The 22,611-nt window shown below is 36.3% G+C and carries 20 protein-coding genes; 8 read left to right on the forward strand and 12 right to left on the reverse strand.

Annotation, left to right across the window (positions count from 1 at the left end):
* Positions 1-20: 20 nt before the first annotated feature.
* The 6 genes from KYG33_RS13435 to KYG33_RS13460 all read left to right on the forward strand — a co-directional run bounded on the left by KYG33_RS13435 (position 21) and on the right by KYG33_RS13460 (position 4,598).
* Positions 21-221, forward strand: coding sequence for a cbb3-type cytochrome oxidase subunit 3 (locus tag KYG33_RS13435; protein WP_077419481.1), 201 nt, complete (start codon positions 21-23; stop codon positions 219-221).
* 10 nt (positions 222-231) lie between these two features.
* On the forward strand, positions 232-1,113 hold the full coding sequence (locus KYG33_RS13440) for a cbb3-type cytochrome c oxidase N-terminal domain-containing protein (protein ID WP_047381687.1): 882 nt from the start codon (positions 232-234) through the stop codon (positions 1,111-1,113).
* Between the two features lie 94 nt (positions 1,114-1,207).
* Positions 1,208-2,662, forward strand: a complete 1,455-nt coding sequence (gene ccoG, locus KYG33_RS13445; RefSeq protein ID WP_077419480.1) for a cytochrome c oxidase accessory protein CcoG — start codon at positions 1,208-1,210, stop codon at positions 2,660-2,662.
* Positions 2,663-2,672: 10 nt separating this feature from the next.
* Entirely contained in the window at positions 2,673-3,125 is a 453-nt protein-coding gene (locus KYG33_RS13450) for a FixH family protein (protein ID WP_047381691.1), read from the forward strand.
* Positions 3,116-3,841 carry a sulfite exporter TauE/SafE family protein gene (locus tag KYG33_RS13455; RefSeq protein WP_077419478.1) on the forward strand — a complete coding sequence of 242 codons (726 nt, stop codon included), beginning with the start codon at positions 3,116-3,118 and terminating at the stop codon, positions 3,839-3,841. The genes KYG33_RS13450 and KYG33_RS13455 overlap by 10 nt, the downstream gene beginning before the upstream one ends.
* Positions 3,842-3,860: 19 nt before the next feature.
* Complete coding sequence (locus KYG33_RS13460; RefSeq protein ID WP_219071904.1) at positions 3,861-4,598, forward strand: hypothetical protein; 738 nt, start codon at positions 3,861-3,863, stop codon at positions 4,596-4,598.
* Positions 4,599-4,654: 56 nt separating this feature from the next.
* On the opposite strand, the gene serS is transcribed toward KYG33_RS13460, so the two are convergent.
* The 11 genes from serS to KYG33_RS13515 all read right to left on the reverse strand — a co-directional run bounded on the left by serS (position 4,655) and on the right by KYG33_RS13515 (position 18,213).
* The gene (gene serS, locus KYG33_RS13465) at positions 4,655-5,923 is read right to left on the reverse strand and encodes a serine--tRNA ligase (RefSeq protein WP_219071905.1); all 1,269 of its coding nucleotides are present in this window, start codon (positions 5,921-5,923) and stop codon (positions 4,655-4,657) included.
* 66 nt (positions 5,924-5,989) lie between these two features.
* A complete protein-coding gene (locus KYG33_RS13470; RefSeq protein ID WP_077419475.1) occupies positions 5,990-6,508 on the reverse strand; it encodes a hypothetical protein in 519 nt (172 codons plus the stop codon).
* Positions 6,509-6,546: 38 nt separating this feature from the next.
* Positions 6,547-8,445, reverse strand: a complete 1,899-nt coding sequence (gene asnB, locus KYG33_RS13475; protein WP_219071906.1) for an asparagine synthase (glutamine-hydrolyzing) — start codon at positions 8,443-8,445, stop codon at positions 6,547-6,549.
* Between the two features lie 66 nt (positions 8,446-8,511).
* Positions 8,512-9,765 (reverse strand): polysaccharide biosynthesis C-terminal domain-containing protein, encoded by a 1,254-nt coding sequence (locus tag KYG33_RS13480; RefSeq protein WP_180564776.1) that lies wholly within the window; start codon positions 9,763-9,765, stop codon positions 8,512-8,514.
* 5 nt (positions 9,766-9,770) lie between these two features.
* Positions 9,771-10,904, reverse strand: coding sequence for a glycosyltransferase (locus tag KYG33_RS13485; protein WP_219071907.1), 1,134 nt, complete (start codon positions 10,902-10,904; stop codon positions 9,771-9,773).
* Between the two features lie 97 nt (positions 10,905-11,001).
* Positions 11,002-11,490, reverse strand: a complete 489-nt coding sequence (locus KYG33_RS13490; protein ID WP_219071908.1) for a hypothetical protein — start codon at positions 11,488-11,490, stop codon at positions 11,002-11,004.
* Positions 11,491-11,599: 109 nt separating this feature from the next.
* On the reverse strand, positions 11,600-12,736 hold the full coding sequence (locus KYG33_RS13495) for a hypothetical protein (RefSeq protein WP_219071909.1): 1,137 nt from the start codon (positions 12,734-12,736) through the stop codon (positions 11,600-11,602).
* 20 nt (positions 12,737-12,756) lie between these two features.
* Positions 12,757-13,542 carry a (Fe-S)-binding protein gene (locus KYG33_RS13500; RefSeq protein WP_047381714.1) on the reverse strand — a complete coding sequence of 262 codons (786 nt, stop codon included), beginning with the start codon at positions 13,540-13,542 and terminating at the stop codon, positions 12,757-12,759.
* A gap of 88 nt (positions 13,543-13,630) precedes the next feature.
* Positions 13,631-14,971, reverse strand: a complete 1,341-nt coding sequence (locus KYG33_RS13505; protein WP_077419467.1) for a (Fe-S)-binding protein — start codon at positions 14,969-14,971, stop codon at positions 13,631-13,633.
* 8 nt (positions 14,972-14,979) lie between these two features.
* Complete coding sequence (locus tag KYG33_RS13510; protein WP_077419466.1) at positions 14,980-15,930, reverse strand: MlaD family protein; 951 nt, start codon at positions 15,928-15,930, stop codon at positions 14,980-14,982.
* Between the two features lie 129 nt (positions 15,931-16,059).
* Positions 16,060-18,213 carry a peptidylprolyl isomerase gene (locus tag KYG33_RS13515; protein ID WP_077419465.1) on the reverse strand — a complete coding sequence of 718 codons (2,154 nt, stop codon included), beginning with the start codon at positions 18,211-18,213 and terminating at the stop codon, positions 16,060-16,062.
* A gap of 260 nt (positions 18,214-18,473) precedes the next feature.
* Here KYG33_RS13515 and lon point away from each other — a divergent pair, with 260 nt between their 5' ends.
* Positions 18,474-20,879 carry an endopeptidase La gene (gene lon, locus KYG33_RS13520; RefSeq protein WP_219071910.1) on the forward strand — a complete coding sequence of 802 codons (2,406 nt, stop codon included), beginning with the start codon at positions 18,474-18,476 and terminating at the stop codon, positions 20,877-20,879.
* Between the two features lie 207 nt (positions 20,880-21,086).
* On the forward strand, positions 21,087-22,199 hold the full coding sequence (locus tag KYG33_RS13525) for an AI-2E family transporter (protein ID WP_077419463.1): 1,113 nt from the start codon (positions 21,087-21,089) through the stop codon (positions 22,197-22,199).
* Between the two features lie 111 nt (positions 22,200-22,310).
* Here KYG33_RS13525 and KYG33_RS13530 read toward each other — a convergent pair whose 3' ends face one another.
* Positions 22,311-22,559 carry a bacteriocin-like protein gene (locus KYG33_RS13530; protein WP_077419462.1) on the reverse strand — a complete coding sequence of 83 codons (249 nt, stop codon included), beginning with the start codon at positions 22,557-22,559 and terminating at the stop codon, positions 22,311-22,313.
* Positions 22,560-22,611: the final 52 nt, after the last annotated feature.

The following is a 22,611-nucleotide window of genomic DNA, read 5'->3' on the forward strand; positions in this document are numbered from 1 at the left end:
AACATTAAAAGGCTCATATTATGATTCCTCAGAACTTTAAAGATATATTATCCAATACAGAAAATGCTGGCTTCTACCAGACACTGGCTCTGATTTTCTTTATGCTGTTCTTCGTTGCTTTGGTAATTTATGTTTTTAGCAGGCCTAAAAAATATTACAAAGAAGAAGAAGAGGCTCCTCTTGGGGATGAAGAAGATGACGATTTTAATTTAAAAAATTAAACTATTTTTTATGAAACAAAGAACACCTGTTGTTATAAACATCTTAATAATAATTGGACTTTTAATAGTTTTTTATTATTTATTTGTACAGAGCTACGCGTTCCTTTCTTCACCTTACTTCTGGGGAACTGTTGTGATCGCTGGTATCCTTGCCTATATTCATGGTGCAATTGGAGATCTGATTGAAAACAACAAATTCAAAAAATTATCTCCGGAGGAAAAAGCAGCTTATTTAGCTGAAAAGAAAGTTCCTTTCTTAAAAAGAATGTATTTGGCTGCATTCAAAAAGCAATCAGAAACTGAAGAAAAAGATATCCTTATTGACCACGGTTTCGATGGAATCATGGAGCTGGATAACCAGTTACCGAAATGGTGGGTAGGTTTATTCTATTTTGGGACTGCTTTTTGTATTGTATATATTGCTGCATACTCTTTCACAGACTTCGCTCACCCGTTAAGCGAATATGAAAAAGAATATAAAGAACAGTTGGCAAGTATTGAAGAATACCAAAAAACTCAGCCTCCTGTAACAATAGAAACAGCAAAATACTCTGCTGATAATATTGCAGAAGGTAAAGAATTATTTAAAACAAACTGTGCATCTTGTCACAAAGAAGACGGTAGTGGAGGTATCGGACCAAACCTTACTGATAACTACTGGATCAACCAGCCTGAGAAGACATTATTTAAAAATGTATTCCATATGGACTGGAATGGTTCTCCTACTAACCCTGCGATGAGAGCATTCGGTAAAAACGGAGAAGTTTCAGGTGCAGAAATTGAAAAGATTGCAGCGTATGTATATCACATCAATCAGGAACAACCACCAGTGACTCCAGCTCAAGGAGGAGCTGCTCCTCAAGGAACTGAAGCACATTGGGAAAAAGAATAATTTAAAAAATTAGAAACATATGAAAAAAACATAATTTGTTATTAGATTAAAATAGTAACGAATTATGTTTTTTCTTTTTTAAAACCTATTACAAATGTCAGACATAGAAGAAATAGAAGTACGCGGCGGACAGGGACAGGTTCTGGACCCTGAAACTTACAGAGATTCTATAGGGACAATGGAGCAATCCGGAAAAAGAAGATGGGTATTCCCAAGAAAGCCTAAAGGGAAATATACCAACTATAGAAACATTGTAAGCTATTTATTATTAATTATTTATTTTTCATTACCATTCATCAAAATCAATGGTAATCCATTATTATTGTTCAATGTCATAGACAGAGAATTTTTCATCTTTGGACAGCCTTTCTATCCACAAGACTTTTTTATCCTTACTTTAGGTGCTATTGCCTCTTTAATCTTTATTATTGTTTTTACGATTGCGTTCGGAAGAATTTTCTGCGGGTGGATTTGCCCTCAGACAATTTTTATGGAATCGATCTTCCGTAAAATAGAATATCTGATTGAAGGTGACAGAAACAAGCAGATGAAGCTGGACAGACAAGAGTGGAACAGTGAAAAGATCTGGAAAAGAAGTTTAAAATGGACTGTTTATATCATTATTTCATTGGTGATCACCCACTTTATGTTCATGTACATCGTAGGATATGAAGAGGTATTTAAAATCATTGGTGAAGGACCATTTGCACATCCTACCAATTTTATCGTAATGATTCTTCTTACTGCTGCATTTTACTTTGTATTTGCATGGTTCAGAGAGCAGGTTTGTACATTGGTATGCCCATATGGAAGACTTCAGGGAGTATTAATTGATAAAGATACGATCAACGTTTTCTATGACTTCAAAAGAGGAGAAAACAGATCAAAATGGAGAAAAGGCGAGGACCGTAAGGCTGCTGGCAAAGGAGATTGTATCGACTGCCATCAATGTGTAGTGGTATGCCCTACCGGGATTGACATCCGAGACGGACAGCAGTTGGAATGTATAAACTGTACAGCATGTATTGATGCCTGTGATGAAGTGATGGAAAAAGTAGGGCTTCCAAAAGGACTGATCCGATATGCTTCTGAAAACGAAATTGAAAAACAGACCCAATTTAAGTTTACAGGAAGAATGAAAGGATTTACTGTATTCCTATTCCTTCTTGTAGGATTCTTAGGGTACCTTCTGTACAGCCGCGGCGAGATGGAAGCTAAATTCATCAAACCGGCAGGAAGTACATTCTTTGTAAAAGAGGGTAAAATTACCAATACCTATAATTATACTTTCCTTAATAAAACGAACGACAAAAAAATAGTTACCATCAAAGTCATTGATCCTGCACATGGTGAAATCACGTACAGTGCATCCAGTAAGATTCAGGTAGACCGGGATAAAATTTCTAAAGGGACCATTAATATCAGCTTCCCGGAAGATGAAATGAAACTATCCAAACAGAATATTACCATTGGCGTTTACGATATGAAAGGAAAACTGATTGATTCATATCAGACTTATTTTGAAGGGCCATTCAAACTGCAATTTTAATTAGAAAAAAATGAAGAACTTTAGTTGGGGACACGGTGTTGTAATTGCATTATTTGCATTCATAGTTTTTATATTATCTATGTTATTTCTCTTTCCAAACGGACAGAAGAACTCTGAAATGGTAACAGATAATTATTATGAAGAAGAGTTGAAATATCAGGATGTCATTGATGCCAAGAAAAAAGCAGATGAATTACCGGAAAAACCTGCATACAGCCAGGATCCTAAGGGAATTAAAATTACTTTTCCAAAAGATTACAACAACTCAAATACTACGGTAAAATTTGTTTTAAACAGAACCGACGACCAGAATTTAGATATCAAAAAATCTGTACAGCTTGATGCCAGCCAGTCTTTCATTATCCCTTCACAGGTATTGAAAATGGGTAACTATACACTAAGACTGAGTTGGACAACAAATAAAACAGACTACAGAATGGATTATGATGTGATATGGAAATAGGACTTATTGTATCGGCTATTGCTTTAGGCTTTGCTTCCGGTTTTCACTGTATCGGAATGTGTGGTCCTATTGCCCTGTCGATGGGATTAACCAAAAAACAGGCAGCCAACTTCTACCTTCAGAACCTTACCTATCAATTCGGGAGAATATTCACCTATTCATTATTGGGTGCACTTCTTGGAATTATCGGGCAAGGATTTGAAATGGCAGGCTTTCAGAAATATCTTACTATTACAGCAGGTGTTCTTTTGATTATCATGGCTGTATTTTCCTTTGGTGGAAAAGATTTTGCCTCAAAGATTCCTTTCCTATCCAAATTTCTGTATACTGTAAAAATGAATCTGGGAAGACTACTTCAGAAAGCGGACTACCGATCAAGATTTACCACGGGGCTTCTTAATGGCTTTTTACCGTGTGGAATGGTTTACATGGCGCTTACAGCAAGTCTTGCAGGCGGAGGAATATGGCAGGGAGCTTTATATATGGCTTTATTTGGATTGGGAACCCTTCCGTTCATGTTTGCCATTGTTTTGGCTGGAAATCTCATGAATCAGGCATTCAGGGTAAAGGTTTTGAAAGCCGTTCCTGTAATTATGATCATTTTAGGAGGATTATTCATTCTAAGAGGTCTTGAGCTGGGAATTCCATATGTTTCCCCGAAAGCAGAAGCAATGACAATCTCTAAAGATCCAAACGGAGCTGTCAACTGCCATTAATCAGTATTTACAATATACCATGAAGAAAACCATTGCCTTATTTCTGATAAGCCTTTTTATGCTGCAATCCTGCAGTGTCAATTCTGAAATTGTCTATCATAAAGATGCAGCTTCCACTTCTGTTACTGATATCGATACGAGAGAGTTCATGTCAGAAATGATGGCCATGACACCGGATTCGTTAAAGCAGAAAGAATTTGGAGAAATGGATAGGCTTCCAACCGCCTGGACAAGTATGTACGATGTTGCCAAAAAGGAAGGCAAATTGAAAACCGAAAATCCGGATTCAATCAGGATCATGAAAAAGATCTTCATGAAGTCTACGAAAGAAGATAACACACTTGCAGAGTTTTCTTTTAAAATGGAACATTTTGCTCCGGAAGATTATCAGGCTTTGAAAAACTTTACAAAAACTGAAAAAATCCCTCTGGATCAAAATATTTACAATAATTGGGATGGAAAAACCCTGACGATTGATACCGAAAACTTTAATCTTAAAAGTATTGAAGAGGCTATTCGCTCCAAAAGCTCAAAGGAAGAAACTGAGAAGATGGACGGAATGATGATTATGTTTTTCAAAAAGATCGGTACTACTTTAAAGTTTGAAAATCACATAAAATCAATGACAGGGAAGCATGACTGGATAAAGCAGATCGATGATCATTCAATAAGAATAGAATATGATCTGAAAGCCATTTATGATAAGGATAAAAAACTTAAAAACGCAGATAAAAAGATTATCATCGTTACAGAATAAAGCAAAACCCACCGGATTCCGGTGGGTTTTATTGTATACTAAATTAACTGATTAGTTTAGTTGATTATTTCAAATCTTGCATATTCTGCAATCTTCTTAGGAAGTTTGATTCCTTCCGCTGTCTGGTTATTCTCAAGCAATGCCGCCATAATTCTTGGCAATGCCATTGCAGATCCGTTCAGGGTATGAACCAATTGAGATTTACCATCTCCTTTGTAACGGCATTTCAATCTGTTCGCCTGGAATGTTTCAAAATTAGAAACAGAACTTACTTCCAGCCACATTTCCTGAGCAGCACTCCATACTTCGAAATCATAGGTCATTGCAGATGCAAAACCAGTATCCCCTCCGCAAAGTCTTAATACTCTGAACGGAAGCTCAAGATCTGTAAGGATTTCTTTGATATGCTCTACCATTTCTTCCAAAACAGCATAAGAATTTTCAGGCTTTTCAATTCTTACAATTTCTACTTTTTCAAACTGATGAAGACGGTTCAAGCCTCTTACGTGAGCTCCGTAGCTTCCTGCTTCTCTTCTGTAGCATTGAGAGAATGCCGTATTTTTGATGGGAAGATCTTTCTCATCAAGCAATACATCACGGTAAAGGTTCGTTACAGGAACTTCTGCTGTAGGAATCAGGTACAATTTATCTTCATTGATATAATACATCTGCCCTTCTTTATCAGGTAACTGCCCGGTTCCAAATCCAGATGCTTCATTGACTACGTGAGGAGGATTCACTTCTGTATATCCTTTCTCTACGTTTTTATCTAAGAAATACTGAACCAAAGCTCTCTGTAATCTTGCTCCTTTTCCTAAATAAACAGGGAATCCTGCTCCTGCAATTTTAACCCCTAATTCAAAATCAATAAGATTATATTTTTTTGCAAGTTCCCAGTGAGGAATAGCTCCTTCACCAAGACCTTCTACCGGATGAGATTGAAAAATCATTTCATTATCATCAGCAGAAGCTCCGCTTTTTACCAATTCATTTGGAATGTTTGGAAGCTGGTACAGGACATTCAGTAAGTCGTTTTCCTTAACTTCTAACTGGGACTTCAATTCTGAGCTCGACTCTTTGTATTGTGCTGTTTTAGATTTTGCAGATTCCGCTTCTTCTTTTTTCCCTTCTTTCATCAAAAGCCCGATTTCTTTCGAAATTTTGTTGATTTCCGATAATTGGGAATCTAGTTCAAACTGGATTCTTTTTCTTTCGTCGTCGGCAGCGATAGCCTCGTCTACCAACTCAAGATTTTTGAATTGTCTTTTCTTAAGACCTTCTAAAACGCGTTCTTTATTGTCGCGCAAAAAATTGACTTGTAACATTTTATTTAGATGTTAAATATTAGATGTTTAGCTTATAATAAGCTAACAATTGTACAAATTTAAAAATTATTTTGTGATAGTCACGGTATTTATCGAAGTTGGCGCATCAGCATCTTTTGAAAACACAGGAACTCTGTTATACAAAACTTTTGAAACCTGGAATACCGTTGGTGTATTGCGATACTGAACCTCCAAAGTATCAATCACATTATCACTTACATTAGTACTTTTTGTATATGTAATCTGCATTCTGGAATAGTAAGAATTCCCAGTCCCCGGATTATCAGGGCTTATAGAATCCAGTTTTCTTCTTTTTGCCCCTGCCAGATACTCCATGTAGAACAATGAATCCGTTGTCATTCTTAACGAAATACTTACCGGAGAAATATCTTTTGTTCCAAAAATATCGTTTACAGAAAATCCGGTATAAGATCCGGTTTTTTTATTGTTCAGCAGATCCTGTCCAGCGCTGTTTTTCACATAGATATTAAGTAACTGATCTATTCTCTGCAAAGAATCATCATCACTTTTACAACTTACAAGTGCAAAAACCACAATAAGTATGCCCCAAAAATATTTCATCATAAATACAAAGGTAAAATATTAATCTTTAGGCTGCTTCTTTATTTTTCAAAATATTTCTGATACCACAGTTCAAAAGTAACCAGCTGCCAGATTTTCACCCAGTCATACTCTTGCTTTTGGTGATTCCACCATTCATCAATCACTGCAGCGTTAAAAAAATTTCTCTTTTTTAAGCTATTAAGATTTTCAACAATGAAATCCCTTACTCTTTTTTCATTTTTAATGAAATAATAAACCGGAAAAGAAAATCCTTTCTTAGGCATATTCAAAACTGATTCAGGAAGATATTTTTCAGCTGTTTTACGCAGTAATGGTTTGTTCTGAATTCCATTAAATCTAATATGTTCAGGCAGTGAAGCTACATAATTGATCAAACTGTTGCTCAGGTAAGGATACCGAAATTCCACACTGTATTTCATCGCACTCAGATCATCCCTGAATACATGATGGGAAGACAAAGAATATTTCATATCGTATTCAAAATACCCGGAATAGTTTTTTCTTTCTGAAGCATGGTATTTTGAGAGCTTTACATCAATTTTAGCATAAATATCTGGTTGGATGAGAGCTTTGGCTTCAAGAGGCATCATGCTGATCTGGCTCTGTCTGAAAAAATCAAACATATCATCCTGGGAGAAGTAGTTTTTTACCCGTTGCGAAAATTTGTCTTTTGTAAAAATAAAAGGTCTTACAAAATTAAAATTCCTCATCAACAGCCATCTATTCAGCTTCAATGTATGAGAATAGCCGGCAAAAAGCTCATCGGCACCATTTCCGCTTAATACCACTTTTAAATCTTTATCATGTACATATTTCGCCGCATTGATCAAGACTTCAAAACTGCTGTAAGGTTCTTCAAAATGCTGAATATTTTCTTTAAGATGCTCCAGTGCTTCATCATCATTCACTTCTTTTATTTCATGCAACACACCAAAATGTCTGGCAGCCAGCGATGCATTTTTCACTTCTTCTTCAGAAAACGGGTAGGAGATGGTGTATGTATTGATATCAGGATTAAAAGGTTTTGATTTTGAAGCAATTAACGTAGAATCTATTCCACCACTCATCATCAATGCTACGGGAACATCCGCATATAATTGTTCTGATATACTTTCAGAAAGAAGTTCATCTATTTTTCTTACGGCTTCTTCTTCCGAAACACCTTTCACAGAAGGAGAAGGCAGTGTCCAGAATTTTTCTTTCGTAATTTTTTGATCTGCTAAATCAATGGTCATAAAAGAAGCAGGTTCCAGGGATAAAATATCCTGAAAGCAGGTTCGTGGAGCCAATGTCGTTTGAAAAAGAAAATTGGTATACACTCCATTCCAGTTGATTTCAGGTTTTACAAATTCATTTTTCAACAACGCTTTTATTTCTGAAGCCCAAACCAATCCTTCTTCACTTTGATGGTAAAAGAGCGGCTTCATCCCTACTCTGTCTCTTGCCAGTATCAATTTTTTATTGATAAGATCAACAATACAGATCGCAAACATTCCATCCAGCTTCACAAAGGTTGAATTTCCCCATTCCTGATACCCCTTAAGGATAACTTCAGTATCGGAGTTACTTCGGAAAGAATGACCTAATATCTCAAGCTCTATTCTTAATTTTTTAAAATTATAAATCTCACCATTAAAAGTAACAATGATCTGCTCATTCTCAGAAAGCATCGGCTGATGGCCTTTTTCAGAAAGATCGATAATGGATAATCTGCGGAAACCCAAGGCAATTTCGGAACTTCTTTCCTGTAAAACCGAAAACTGCTCTTTAATTTTCAGGGTAGAATCATTTCCTGAAAAAGAAATTCCCAGGTCATGATCATAAAGCCAGAATCCTTCATCATCCGGTCCACGATGTTTGATCACCTGATTCATTTCCAGAATATTTGTAGAGGAAATACTTTTATGAAATGAATAATAACCGCTGATTCCGCACATAATATGACTTAATAGAATTGTAAAAATAGGAAAATGACTTTGTTTTCTGCACCTTAACAGAATAAATTATTTCTTCAAAAACTTTTCTTTTAAAAGCTGAATTTCCTCTTTTGAGACCATGTAATCTTTCAAACTGAATGTAGTAGAACTATAAAATTTCCGGAACAGCAGGAAGGCTGAAACCAAATATGATGATGTAGTGGCAAGACAAGCGCCCAAAATTCCCCATCTGGGTATTGCAATGAAAGAAAATACCACCGTAACAACCAATCCGACTATTGATTTTACATTGAGAATCTTTAACTCCCTCATTCCTGAGAAGTAATGCCCTACCATATCACTTACAGCAATGGCAAAAATACCCGGAGATAAGAGAAGCATGATTTCTTTGGTATGTCTGAATTCTCTTCCAAAAATAATTTCATAGATCTGTGACGGGATGATAATGATTCCCAGTACAAAACCTATCATCAGAATAAACGTCAGTTTTAAAGAATCCTTGGTTTTCCCTACCGATTCTTCCCTGCTTTTACTATTAACCACATCTGAATATAAAACCACGGCAATACTGCGGGTAATCGTCCATATAGCTTCAGAAAAAGTAACTCCGATAGAAAAGATTCCTACACTGGCAATACCCTCAAAATATTCCAGGAAATAAAAGGAAAGTCTATAGTTCAGAAATTGAACAAAAGCGCTCAGCTGGGTTTTCCAGCCGTATTCAAACATATTCCTGGCAACATCTTTACTGAATGATATTTCAGAAAGATTGCATTTTTTGATGATCTGAAAAAAGCTGGTTAGAAAAAGAAGTGCCAGACACCCGATTTGTGCAAGAAAATATACTGAAACATCTTTTTTACCAAACAGGTACACCAATATTCCGATAAAGATAATATGGACAAGTTGCTGTAAAACAGTATAAACATTAAACTTCCTAATATCCTGTGTTCCAATAAACAAACTAATATTGGTAGATAACAGTGAAGAAAAAACGGATATTCCGATAAGATACAAAATATATTCACTTTGAATAGAAGCCAGGCTGAATAAAAAAGGAATTAAAAGCCCTGTTAGGAGCGACCACAGATAGGCAAATAATAAAACTTTTTCTATTTTAAACCTTGATGCAAAATAGGAAGCACTGCTTCCTGAAAAGATGCTGCTGAAAAAACTCACTGCAGCAGCATTGGCAACCACAATAGAAATGGTTCCCTTTCCTTCGCTTCCCCACATATTCGTAGAATAGATCACCAGTCCGAAACTCAGGATCAGAATAAGAAAACGTGAGACAAAAGTTTTAATAATAGTAAGCTGCATAGCAATTATTTATCAATAGATCTTTTCACAAAATCAACAAAAGACTCTTTTATCGTGCTCCAATTATATTTTTCTTCAAATTCTTTCCGGGCATTGAGAGCATACAAATCATAAAGCTCCGGGTTTCTTATATAATTGAGGATAACTTCTGAAATAGCATCAGTATTGTGTGGATCTACCAAACTGCCAAATGAAAGCGAACCCATATTTTTTCGGATTCCTTTCAAGTTTGAATAGATCACCGGTTTTCCTGCTCCCATAAAGTAAAACAATTTTATCGGCAATGAGTGGTTGTTTTCAAAATTGATTTCCCGAAGGTCAAAACATATATCTGCTGCTGCAAATGCTTCTGTAAACCGTTCAAAAGTCACAGGTTTTCTAAGCTCAACAGTATTAAAAGAATATTTCTTCAGTAATGCTGAAAAATAAAGTTCATCATTTTTTTCAACCGTCGATCCGATAATCAGAATCTTAATGTGAAGTGTTGGTAATTTTTGCCTGAGCTTATCTACTGTATTGAAAAAATTCTCAATGCCTTTATCTTTAGAAATCTGGCCTGTGTAACAGAGCGTAATTGTATCCGCATCAAGCTGTTTTATACTTTCTTTGATATAAAAAGAATCCGGATAATAAGGAAGAATCATTTGTTTTTTGAATCCAAAAAAATAGGCCAGCGGAAATTTTTTGGTAATTTCACCAAATATAAAATGAGTGCTTAAAAACCCTGCATATAACTGAATAAGAGAAAATTTTACTGCCTTAATAATTTTAGTTGGAAAACGGTATTTCTGAAGCATTGACATCGAAGGATACCATTCTGTAACATCATAGATACAGCTTGCATTATATTCTTTTACAAATTTCTTTGAAGCCACCACAGCAAGAGGTTCGGAACAAATGATAGTCTGGGGTTGAAAATTGTCACAAACCTTACGGAATGTTTCCATTTTCTTTTCTATACTTTCTTCCAGAACGGCATAGGATTCTATTTCAATTCCGTCAATAACTCCTTTATAATCTGCATACAAGCTGCATATTTTTACTTCATACCCATTATCTCTAAGAGCCTTTGCCTGATGATAAAAAATACGGTCATCATTATAGCTGTGGGATGTCGTTAAAAAAAGTACTTTAGGCATTAGTCTTACTCGAATCTATACAAAGATACATTAAAACAAAAAAGTGAGAAACAGGTTCTCACTTTATGATTATTCAGCTGTATAAGCTTAATAGCGTTTATTTTATAGAACCTGCCCAGCTCTTCTCTAAAGGAAGAAGAAAGTGGCTCAAAAAGTCAAGGTAGGTGTTTTTTGAGAAGTCAAAAACCTGAATATCATTTGAAAGTTCTCCATTTCTCAATTTCGTTTTAAAATCAATCAGCTTTAAAGTCTTCACTTCACCATTTTCTACAAAACTAGCTTTCATTCTGTCGAAAAGCCCTAGTGTATACTCTTCATCAATTTCTCTCATTACCTTCCCTAAAGCATCAATGCTGCATCCTGAAGCCATTTCTTTTTCTTCATCTACACACACCACAATAAACTGATTCTTTTCAATTTTAAATGAAGAAGAAAGTGGTTTTCCATGAGCGGCCCATGTAGAAAGGAAATCAAACAGTTTTTCGGTAATCACCTTTGCTTCTTTAGTTTCAAAAGGTCTTGAAGCCGGATATATAATGACTCTGTAGTCGTTGGTTTCTACAATATTAGATTCTTCGATTTTCATAATGTAAGTATTTATTTTTCAAGGAACTGCGCAATCACTTTCACTTCTGATTATTGAACAGAATATACTGTAATCGTGATTTCAAATCCTTATTATCTTAAAGACAAAATTACGCAATTTTCTCGAGTTTGAGATCATTGTATTTTTTACTCAACACATAGAGCATCATAATGAAAAGAGGAAAAATAAACGGAAAGAAGAACCTCAATGCCGCCGACTGCGGAAAGAAAAAGAATTTGATGTACACATTTACGAGGAAAAGTACTGAAATCATTCTTACCCATGCATCTTTGGAACGCCAGAATACTATTGCGATCATGATGCTTACAGACAGAGTTACTTTTTTAAAGTAGATAATCTTGATATAAATAATACTCAGATAGTCTTTTAAGCTTACTTCGATGGGATGTGTGGAAATAATAGGTCTTCTGTCCATAAAAGTATCGTAAAAAACGTCTTTCCAGCCGGGATAATGGTAAAATTTAATGATTGCCAGATACATCAGCAGAAGTACTGTGCCCTGTGCAATAAGGGAAATATCAATCTTCTTTTCTCTAAAATAATAAAAGAAGAAAACGGCAATAATATAAGTCAGGGTAAATGTAATATAGTCCGGACGTATAAAGGTGATTGCAAACAGAAGCACAAACATCCCCCATTTGCTCCATTTTTTGATCAAACCGATGATAAAGATCAGGATAAACTGAAAAATAAACATATCCGGTGTGGAAACTCTGGACATATACGTCATGGGTGGCAAAAGCATGGATACAACCGTTAGTCCTATTATAAACCAGTATTTCTTTGGAAACAGGAGTTTTAGAATATAAAATAATAATAACCCTGAAAAAAAGTAAGAAATAAGGCTGGTGAACAGGACTGCCATTGGGGAGGAAAGTCCCAGCTTATAAAAGAGGGTTATTACAAGAATATACCCTACTTTGATTTGAAAATAGGGTAATTGTTCTGTAAAAGATTGTGTATTTTTTACGAAATACTGCCTTGGAATGTCCCACTGCTTTATTCCGATGATATCTGTATAATGGTCTGCAGGAGCTTCTTTTTTGATTTCATCATAAGTGATAATTCTAACTTTATCTGGTGAATTCGGGAATTCTGAAGTATACATACTCCCTAAATAACCCGGCATATCCCAGTCATATACTCTGTTTTGGTAATTCCAGAATGTAAGAGCAGCAAGTATCGAAATGATAAACAAAAAGGAGAGTCTCCATTCTACCTTCATAAACCTGTATAGGATTACAATTATAAATCTTCTGCTTCAGCAAGAAGTTCAACGATATCTTTTACGGCAACTTCGGTATTTTTATTAAAGTGTTTTACACCATCCGTCATCATGGTATTACAGAAAGGGCATCCTGTAGCAATTACCTTTGGTTCAAAAGATAAGGCTTCTTCTGTTCTTTCAATATTGATGTCTTTCTTTCCTTTTTCAGGTTCTTTAAACATCTGTGCTCCCCCTGCTCCACAGCAAAGTCCGTTGGTTTTGCAACGCTTCATTTCTACAAGCTCTGCATCCAGCTTTTCAAGAAGCATTCTTGGAGCTTCATATTCGTCATTGGCACGTCCCAGGTAACAAGGATCATGGAAAGTTATTTTTTTCCCTTTGAATGCTCCACCTTCTATTTTCAGTCTTCCTTCTTCCATTAAGGTTTTAAGGAACTGAGTATGGTGTACTACGTCAAAGTGGCCGCCTAAGCTTGGATATTCATTTTTCAGGGTATTGAAACAGTGTGGGCAAGCCGTTACGATTTTCTTTACTTCGTAGGCATTCAGCACTTCAATATTCGTAAGGGCCATCATCTGGAAAACGAATTCATTTCCCGCTCTTTTTGCAGGGTCTCCGGTACAGCTTTCTTCCTGTCCCAAAACTGCAAATTCTACTCCTATCTTATTTAATATCTTGCAAAATGCTTTTGTAATTTTTTTAGCACGGTCATCAAAGCTTCCCGCACATCCAACCCAAAATAAAACTTCCGGGGCTTTTCCTTCGGCAGCATATTCTGCCATTGTTTTTATATTGAAATCCATTTCTTTTTCAATTTGAAAATGTGAGAATTTGGAAATTTGAAATGATGTAGAATGGTATCAATTTCAAATTTTCAAATTGATTAATTATCTAGTTTTCCGATGCCCAGTTCAGACGGTCAGCCTGATTGTACTGCCAAGGAGCTGCGTTGTTTTCCACATTGGTCATCATCAGGTTCAGTTCCTGTGGAGCAGCAGACTGTTCCATGACCAGGAATCTTCTCATTTCAAAAATAATGGAAAGTGGATCAAGCAATACCGGACAAGCATCTGTACATGCATTACATGTTGTACAAGCCCAAAGTTCTTCTTTTGTGATATAATCGTTCAGCAGTTTTTTACCGTCATCAACGAATTTCCCGTTGTTTGCATCAATATTTCTTCCCACTTCTTCCAGTCTGTCTCTTGTCTTCATCAGGATCAGTCTCGGAGAAAGCTTTTTACCTGTAATATTAGCCGGACAAACGGAAGTACAACGTCCGCATTCTGTACATGAATAGGCATTAAGCAGCTGTACCTGGTTCAGGTCAAATATATCTTCAGCACCGAATTTAGAAGGGACATCTGCTTCAGCTCCTTCAGCTGGTGCCGCATAAGGATCTGCGTTAGGATCCATCATTAATTTGATCTCTTTTGTTACAGACTCAAGATTATTGAATTTTCCTTTTTTATCAAGATTTGCATACCATGTACTTGGAAATGCAAGGATAATATGCAGGTGTTTTGAGTAATAAAGATAGTTCATGAAGAACAGAATTCCAACAAAGTGGAACCACCAGGCTCCTTTTTCTGTGAACATCAAAAATCCGCTATCAAAATTGAAAATTTCCAAAAATGGAACAAATGTCATTTCACTAATCGGGAAACTTCCATGTTCAGGAAAAATACCTCTCGCCTGTAAAATAAAATCTGAAGCATTCATCATAAAGAAAGCCATCATCAGAGCGAATTCAATGATCAAAATCCAGTTTGCATCATTTTTCGGCCATCCGAAAAGTTCTTTCATTGTCAATCTTTTCACTCCGTAAAAATTTCTACGAATAAAGAAAATGACAACCCCAATTACTACCAAAAGTGCTAAAACTTCTAGTGTTGCGGTGAAGAAATTATAAAATGTATGTCCGAAAATGCTTGATAAGAAACGATGTGTCCCAAATATTCCATCAACAACGATTTCTATTAATTCGATATTAATAATCACAAAACCAACATATACAAAAAGGTGTAACACTCCTGCAACAGGACGTGCTGTCATTTTACTCTGTCCCATTGCTACACGAGCCATAGTTTCCCAACGTTCTCCTTTTCTGTCGTTTCTATTGATTTCATGACCCAGCCTGATATTTCTATAGATCTTCAGAAGGCTTTTGGTAAACAACCCAAATCCGGCCACTAATAAAATCAGAAAAATAATGTTATCGATGTACTGCATAAGGTGTATTAGTCTTTATTATTTTTACCGAAAACCGAGAAGTTGATATATCTCTTCGGGTTCGCTTTCATATCTTCGATTAATGTATTCAGGTTGGAAGAAGCTGAGTTCAGATTGTTGTAAAGCTGATCATCCTTCATCAGTTTACCTAAACTTCCCTCTCCTTTGTCAATTCCACCAATCACCTGATTCAATTTCCCTACAGTAGCATCCAAATTGGCGATCGTTGCATTCAATTGTTTGGTATCAATGCTCTGAGCCAGATTTCCATATTTATCCAGCGTCACTTTTCCACTCTGCATTGTAAGGCTCGCATCGTCCAATACTTTCTGCAGTTTAGGATCATTATGTCCTACCAGGCTGTTTACACTTCCTGCTGTAGTCTGCAATGCACCTACGGTTTTGTTAAGGTTGGATAATAAAGCTTTTATTTCAGCTCTGTTTTGTGCATCAACAAGCAGATTGGCATTAGCCATTAAAGAGTCTACTCTATGTAGAACGACCTGCAGCTGATCTTTTACCGGGCCTACCTGAGAAGAAAGACTTCCCAATGTTCCCAATTTGAAAGCACCTTTCAGGGTATCTCCGTCTTTTGCAGTCGGGCCACCATACATAAGGTTTACTCTCATTTCTTTGCCGGACATCAATCCTGGTTCAAAGATTTCTAATGATGAATTTTTTGAAAATTCAAATTTGTTATCTACTGTAATTTTTACAACAAAATTAATTTTACCGTCTTTTGAGGTCAGAGGAATAATTTTGTCCACCTGCCCTACTTTCAATCCGTTGATAGAAACTGCCGAAGACTGCGCCAGACCTTCTACATTATCATATTTTGCGTAAAATATATTGTCGGTAGTAAAAAGGCTTTTCCCTTTCATAAACTGAAACAACACCACAAAGCCTACAATAGCCAGAAGTGTGATCACACCAGCTTTTAATTCTTTACTGAACTTCACTTGCTAATTTTTTTCTAATAAGCAAATATAACACATTTTAAATAAATCTTTTCCAATATTGTTCTGCGTTAAATACAAAAAAAAGCGACAAAAAAATTTGTCGCTTTTTATATCATTGAAATGAATTTCTTATTGTTGCTGATTTCCAAGTTTACCCCAGATTTCAATTCTAAAATCTTCAATATCTGCATTGTCCTGAAGACTCTTCATCCAAGCCTGTCCGAACATTCCAGAACTTCTCTGAGTAAGAGACTCTGTGAACTGCTTAAGATCACCAGGTTGTTTGTTGATTGTTTCTGATTTTTTGATCAAAACATAAACTCCTGTTCCTCCTTCAACCGGGTTAGAAAGTTTACCTTTTGCAACACCGAATGCTGCACCGGCAACTTTAGGTTCCATAGCACCAGCTACTGAAGGGTTCAATAGATTTACCTGAGCAGACTGTTTTGGAGCTGCGAATAATTTAGCAATCTGATCTAAGCTAGAAGCTTTTGCTGCTGTAATCTTATCAGAAATTTGTTTTGCAGCCAATTTATTTTTAACTATAACCTCGATCTGATCTCTTACAGATTCCGGATCAGCAAGACCTGCATCTTGTTTTCCGTTCAGATAAACTACAATTTTATCACCTGTTCCATCTACAGTAAATAGTTCAGTATCTCCTTTAGTTCTTTTCTTATCGAAAGCCCAAGTAAGGATTTCTGCGTCTTTTTCAGTTCCCAAGCCCTGAATCTGACCCTCAAATCTTTTTGCTGCTTTTGGATTAGAGAACTGGTAATTTCCTTTTTTAGCAATATTCACGAAATCGTTGAAAGATTTCCCTTGAACCTGCTGAATGAATTTTCTTGATTTTTTGTCTGATTCAGCCTCAGTAGCATCTGAAGGTTTAATTGCTTTCACAAGGTTTGCAACTTTATACCCCATTGATCCTGATTTTTTATCTTCAATATTGATGATATGGTAACCGAACTGTGTTTCTACTACCCCTGTAGCTCCTTTAGGATTGCTTGCAAGGTAAGCAAGGAATTCAGGTACGAAAGGTGTTTCAGGAGTTGTCCATCCTAAGCTACCTCCCTGAGCTGCAGAATTCGGATCGCTGGAAAGCTTAAGGAATTCTGTAAATTTAGCAGGAGCTGCTTTTACAATAGCTCCAATAGAGTCTGCTAATTTTTTAGCCTGCTCTTTGGATCTTGTTACCCCTTCACCTGCAGGACTTCCTTTGAATGCAATAAGGATATGTCTAGATAACGTAGAATCTGAAGCTCTTTTACCTACAAGTTTAGAAACTACATAAACATCCTGCTCTTTGTAAGGACCAAAAGTCTGACCTATTGCTGCTGCAGTGATCTGATCTTTGATCGTTGGAGGCAATTGTGCAGGATTCATATATTGAGGATTGAATGGCGCATCAGAGTTTGCTGCTACAAACATAGAATCGTTCTTCGTATTCTGGAAGTTTTCAGTACCTCCGCTTGCATCTGTACCTCCTGAATATAATTTTGTAATTTCTTTCAAAGTTGCTGCATCATCTGCTGCACTAGGTTTTGATGGGAAATATACAACCCCGATATTTCTGCTTGGTTCAGCTTTGAACATTACAGGGTGCTGCTTGATGTAGTCTGCCAGATCTTGTGTTGTAACATTGATCTTTGTTTTCTGAAGATAAGCGGCATAATCCACTTTCACAAAGTCTATATCTGCAAGCTGATCTCTCTGCTTCATCAATTCTTCTGCTTCTTTCTTACCGGTAGTGATACCTGCTGAAATATTGGTAAACACCTGTCTTGCCATCAGTCTGTACTCAATCGTCTTTTTAGTTTTCAACCATTGATTGTATCCTTCAGGATTGGTGTTTTTTAATGTTTCAATTTCTTTTTTAAGCTCTTGAGTTTTAAAATTACCTTTCTCATCAAAGAACTGTTGATTCTGGGCAAACATCTGATCGTACTGGATTTGGTTCCAGAAATAATCATCAGTCATTTCAAAGCCTAGTTTCTCAAACTGTTGTTTGATAAGTTTAGATTGTACAAGTAACTGCCAAGCCTGCTCTTCAAGACCGCTTTTCGGACGACCTTGTTGATCAGCCTGCTGCTGCAACACGAAAAGCTGATCATTGAACTCTTCGCGGGTGATTTTCTCACCATTTACTTTTCCTAAAACGTCAGGATTCTTACCAAAAACCTTGTCGATACTATCGGGGTTCACCAAGAACGCCAAAAGCGCTAAGGCTATTACTCCCATTAAAAGCCAAGGCTTACTCCTAATCTGTCCTAAAATTGCCATTTTATAAATTATAGTTTTTTATCAGTTTGCGAAAATACACATTTTTAAGAAATTACAGAAACAGAACTGCTTTATTTTGATTTTTAATGCAAAGATTATCTAAAAAAGGAAATTTTGACCGTATTTTTAAGTAAAAAACAAATGGCATAAGTATTGTGCATTTTTAGGACATTATAATATGCCACACGTTTTCAGAGCATATTATAAAAAATTCCTTTAACGATAAAAAACGAAAATGACAATTTGTCATTCGATTGACTATGACAGAATTTGAAGATATTAGTTTAGAAGAAATGATCAGTGACGGATTTGATATCGTAGCTGAAGAAATCAATCTTTCCGACTTCGCTGAGACTGATAAAAATTCCGAACAAAAAATATTCCCGATACTTCCCGTAAGAAATATGGTGATGTTTCCCAATGTGGTAATTCCTATTACTGCCGGGAGAAAAACCTCAATACAGCTTCTTGAGGAAGCACAGAAGAACGGAGATTTCATTGGAATTGTAAGCCAGAAAAATTCGGATATGGAACAGCCTGCCGAAAAAGATATTTATGCTACCGGTACATTGGCAAAGATCATTAAGATCATTAAGCTTCCGGAAGGAAATATTACAGCAATCACGAAAGGTTTCCATAGATTCAAGATTAAAAAGATCGTTGAAAACCAGCCCTATTTCAGGGCAGAAATATCAAAATTAAAAGATACACGTCCTAAAAACCAGGAGGAATACGAAGCATTGCTCGAGAATATCAAGGATCTTGCTTTAAAGATCATTGAACTGGACCCGAATATTCCTAATGCAGCCAACTTTGCGATCAAAAACATCAATAACAATGATGATCTTCTTAATTTCATCTGCACCAATGCCAATTTTTCTTCAATAGCAAAACAAAAGCTTCTCGAAGAGAAAAACCTGATGATAAGAGCTAATCAATGCTACGAAATGATGCATGAAGATTTCAGAAAGCTGGAATTGAGAAACCAGATTCATCAGAAAACATCAAAGGATCTTGACAAGCAGCAGAGAGAATATTTCCTGAATCAGCAGATCAGAACCATTCAGGAAGAATTGGGCGGAGGACCTGAAAGCGATGTTGAAGATCTTCTTGCCAAGGCTAAATCAAAAAAATGGAGCAAGGAAGTAGAGGAGCATTTCCAGAAGGAAATCGGCAGACTGCAACGCCAGAATCCTAATTCTCCGGACTATAATGTACAGAGAAATTATCTGGATTTCTTTACAGACCTGCCTTGGGAAACGTATACAAAAGATATTTTTGATATTGCAAAAGCAGAAAAAGTGCTTGACAAAGCTCACTTTGGACTGGAAGATATCAAGAAAAGAATTCTGGAACACATGGCTGTTTTAAAATTAAAAAACAACATGAAGTCTCCTATTCTATTACTGGTAGGACCTCCAGGAGTTGGTAAAACATCTTTAGGAAAGTCTATTGCAGATGCTTTAGGAAGAAAATACGTAAGATTATCTTTAGGTGGTCTTCATGACGAGAGTGAAATCCGCGGACATAGAAAAACGTATATCGGTGCTATGGCAGGAAGAATTTTACAGTCGATCAAAAAATCCGGTACTTCAAACCCGGTAATTGTACTTGATGAGATTGATAAAATTGCGCAAGGTCTTCACGGGGATCCAAGCTCAGCATTACTGGAAGTTCTTGATCCTGAACAAAATAAGTCTTTCTATGATAATTTCCTTGAGATGGGTTACGACCTGTCAAAAGTGATGTTTATTGCTACAGCCAATTCTCTTTCAACGATACAGACTCCTCTTTTAGACAGAACGGAGATCATTCAGATTGCCGGTTATACTTTGGAGGAAAAGATTGAAATTGCGAAAAGACACTTAATCAAGAAACAGCAGGAGGAAAATGGTCTGGATGCAAAATCATTCAAACTTGGAAATGCAGAGCTTAAGCATATTATAGAAGCCCACACTTCGGAAAGCGGTGTAAGAACTCTGGAGAAGAGAATTGCTGCCGTTGGGAGATGGGTAGCGCTACAGACTGCCTTGGCAAAAGAATATGATCCAAAAATTTCTGTTGATAAAGTAGATGAAATTCTTGGAGTTCCAAGACCGAAAAGTTTATCAGAAATTACCGGAGTACCCGGAGTTGTAACAGGTCTTGCCTGGACAAGCGTAGGAGGAGATATTCTTTATATTGAAAGTATTTTAAGCAATGGTAAAGGAGCATTAACGATGACCGGAAACCTTGGGACGGTAATGAAAGAATCTGCTACTATTGCACTTGAATATATTAAAGCGAAGCACGATGAACTGGGAATTCCTCAGGAGGAACTGGATAAGAAAAACATTCACGTACACGTTCCTGAAGGAGCAACTCCTAAAGATGGACCATCTGCAGGTATTGCAATGCTTACATCAATGGTTTCATCTTTCAAAAACAAGAAGATAAAACCCCACCTTGCGATGACCGGAGAAATTACTTTAAGAGGCAAGGTACTTCCTGTAGGAGGGATCAAAGAAAAACTTCTTGCCGCTACAAGAGCTGGAATTAAAGATGTTATCCTTTGTGAAGCCAACAGAAAAGATGTAGAAGAGATCAAAAAAGATTATTTAAAAAATCTGAAGGTACATTACGTCAACAGAATGGAAGAAGTCATTGATATCGCCATTGAAGAGTAAAACAATTTATAACATATTAACTTCTCAATAAGGAAACACGTTCTGATATTCAGAGCGTGTTTCTGTTTTATAAATAAATACATTCTTTTCTTGGCTGCATGGAATAAAATTTGATGTAATAGAAGAAAATTCTGAAGGATTGAATAAAAAATTTTTAAATTCAGAAGGGTTTTCTTATTTTTATTCCACACTGCAGATTTTTAGATTATGAATTTTCTTAGACTTCCTTTCCTTGTCAAGCTTACACTTGTGGTAATTTCTATCATCGGTCTTGGCTATCTTCTGGCATTAGGACAGACTATTTTAGCTCCGTTTTTTCTTGCATTCCTGATGGCTATGCTGTTTTTACCGGCAGCGACTTTTATGGAAAGAAAGCTAAGATTTCCAAGATCAATGTCCACAATGACCTCCGTGTTCATTATGTTGATTATTTTAGGCGGGATCATTTACTTTTTTACCAATCAGCTATCAGACTTCAGCAAGGATCTTCCTCATCTCAGTGAACAGTTTACAACTGTTTTCAATGGCCTTCAGCATTGGGTTTCCAAAACATTCAATGTAAAAGTTGATGAACAGGTAGACTATATTAACCAGGGATTGAATAAACTGCTGTCTTCTTCAGGCGCTATTTTAGGATTTACTTTTGGGATTTTCTCTACGGGATTCGGTTTTATTATATTTTTCACCCTGTTTTTTATCTTTATTTTAAATTACAGAAGGCTTTTAAATAATTTTATCGTTACCGTCTTCAACGAAAGACATAAATCAAGCGTACAGGAAGCAGTGAATGAGATCCGTATCATGACCAAGAAATATATCTTCGGGCTTTTTCTTCAGGTGGTTATCGTTTCAATTTTAACATCTGTTCTCCTTACAGTTCTGGGAGTGAAATACGCTATTCTTTTAGGAGTTCTTACCGGGCTACTAAACGTTATTCCCTATCTTGGAATTTTTATTTCACTTCTAATTTCCTGTTTTATAGCTTTTGCAACTTCCACTCCTTCAACGTGTATTTATGTTGCTTTGGGATATATTGCCATTCATGCTGTAGACGGAAATATTGTGCTGCCATTTGTCGTGGGTTCCAAGGTAAAAATTAATGCTTTATTTTCTTTTATCGGTATTCTTTTAGGAGAGCATCTTTGGGGAATTGCAGGAATGTTCCTGTGTATACCGGCTATTGCTATTATTAAGATTATTTGTGAAAGAGTAGACGATCTTAAACCTTGGGGAAGGTTATTGGGAGAAGAACCAAGACCTCACAAGAAGAAGAAAAGCTATAAGATATCCAAGAATATTACACTGAAAGAAATGGACTGATCGTGAATAATGAGCAATATGCAATGAGTAATAAATAATTACTTTGAAAGCTTAAACTTTGAACTTTAAATAAAAAGACTGCCTTTTTCAAGACAGTCTTTTTTTTATTTTTTATGAAAGAGGACACAAAGGGCTCGTTCCATTTGGGCAAGTGTCTGTACATAGAATATAAGACTGGACGTCCGGGCAGTATCCATAATCCGGAGGTGGCGGCGTTCCTCCAGGGCCACCTAAACAAGGATCTCCTGGTGGAATTTTACATGGACAACCAATTGGTCCTATATCACATTTTCCAACTCCTCCACCCCCTTGGATTTCTCTTAAATCCGTGCGGTTTAATTTTTTAAGATTTTTTAGCATGATCTATTAGTTTTTGTTTGTTCTTCAAAGATATAAAATAAAATTATACAAA

It is taken from the genome of Chryseobacterium sp. D764 (assembly GCF_019317325.1).
Taxonomy (GTDB): domain Bacteria; phylum Bacteroidota; class Bacteroidia; order Flavobacteriales; family Weeksellaceae; genus Chryseobacterium.

What these genes read in the sequence shown, in the direction of transcription:
- KYG33_RS13435 (WP_077419481.1), top strand. Translation starts at nt 21, where the DNA reads ATGATTCCTCAGAACTTTAAAGATATATTATCCAATACAGAAAATGCT.
- KYG33_RS13440 (WP_047381687.1), top strand. Translation starts at nt 232, where the DNA reads ATGAAACAAAGAACACCTGTTGTTATAAACATCTTAATAATAATTGGA.
- ccoG (WP_077419480.1), top strand. Translation starts at nt 1,208, where the DNA reads ATGTCAGACATAGAAGAAATAGAAGTACGCGGCGGACAGGGACAGGTT.
- KYG33_RS13450 (WP_047381691.1), top strand. Translation starts at nt 2,673, where the DNA reads ATGAAGAACTTTAGTTGGGGACACGGTGTTGTAATTGCATTATTTGCA.
- KYG33_RS13455 (WP_077419478.1), top strand. Translation starts at nt 3,116, where the DNA reads ATGGAAATAGGACTTATTGTATCGGCTATTGCTTTAGGCTTTGCTTCC.
- KYG33_RS13460 (WP_219071904.1), top strand. Translation starts at nt 3,861, where the DNA reads ATGAAGAAAACCATTGCCTTATTTCTGATAAGCCTTTTTATGCTGCAA.
- serS (WP_219071905.1), bottom strand. Translation starts at nt 5,923, where the DNA reads ATGTTACAAGTCAATTTTTTGCGCGACAATAAAGAACGCGTTTTAGAA.
- KYG33_RS13470 (WP_077419475.1), bottom strand. Translation starts at nt 6,508, where the DNA reads ATGATGAAATATTTTTGGGGCATACTTATTGTGGTTTTTGCACTTGTA.
- asnB (WP_219071906.1), bottom strand. Translation starts at nt 8,445, where the DNA reads ATGTGCGGAATCAGCGGTTATTATTCATTTCATAAAAGTATTTCCTCT.
- KYG33_RS13480 (WP_180564776.1), bottom strand. Translation starts at nt 9,765, where the DNA reads ATGCAGCTTACTATTATTAAAACTTTTGTCTCACGTTTTCTTATTCTG.
- KYG33_RS13485 (WP_219071907.1), bottom strand. Translation starts at nt 10,904, where the DNA reads ATGCCTAAAGTACTTTTTTTAACGACATCCCACAGCTATAATGATGAC.
- KYG33_RS13490 (WP_219071908.1), bottom strand. Translation starts at nt 11,490, where the DNA reads ATGAAAATCGAAGAATCTAATATTGTAGAAACCAACGACTACAGAGTC.
- KYG33_RS13495 (WP_219071909.1), bottom strand. Translation starts at nt 12,736, where the DNA reads ATGAAGGTAGAATGGAGACTCTCCTTTTTGTTTATCATTTCGATACTT.
- KYG33_RS13500 (WP_047381714.1), bottom strand. Translation starts at nt 13,542, where the DNA reads ATGGATTTCAATATAAAAACAATGGCAGAATATGCTGCCGAAGGAAAA.
- KYG33_RS13505 (WP_077419467.1), bottom strand. Translation starts at nt 14,971, where the DNA reads ATGCAGTACATCGATAACATTATTTTTCTGATTTTATTAGTGGCCGGA.
- KYG33_RS13515 (WP_077419465.1), bottom strand. Translation starts at nt 18,213, where the DNA reads ATGGCAATTTTAGGACAGATTAGGAGTAAGCCTTGGCTTTTAATGGGA.
- lon (WP_219071910.1), top strand. Translation starts at nt 18,474, where the DNA reads ATGACAGAATTTGAAGATATTAGTTTAGAAGAAATGATCAGTGACGGA.
- KYG33_RS13525 (WP_077419463.1), top strand. Translation starts at nt 21,087, where the DNA reads ATGAATTTTCTTAGACTTCCTTTCCTTGTCAAGCTTACACTTGTGGTA.
- KYG33_RS13530 (WP_077419462.1), bottom strand. Translation starts at nt 22,559, where the DNA reads ATGCTAAAAAATCTTAAAAAATTAAACCGCACGGATTTAAGAGAAATC.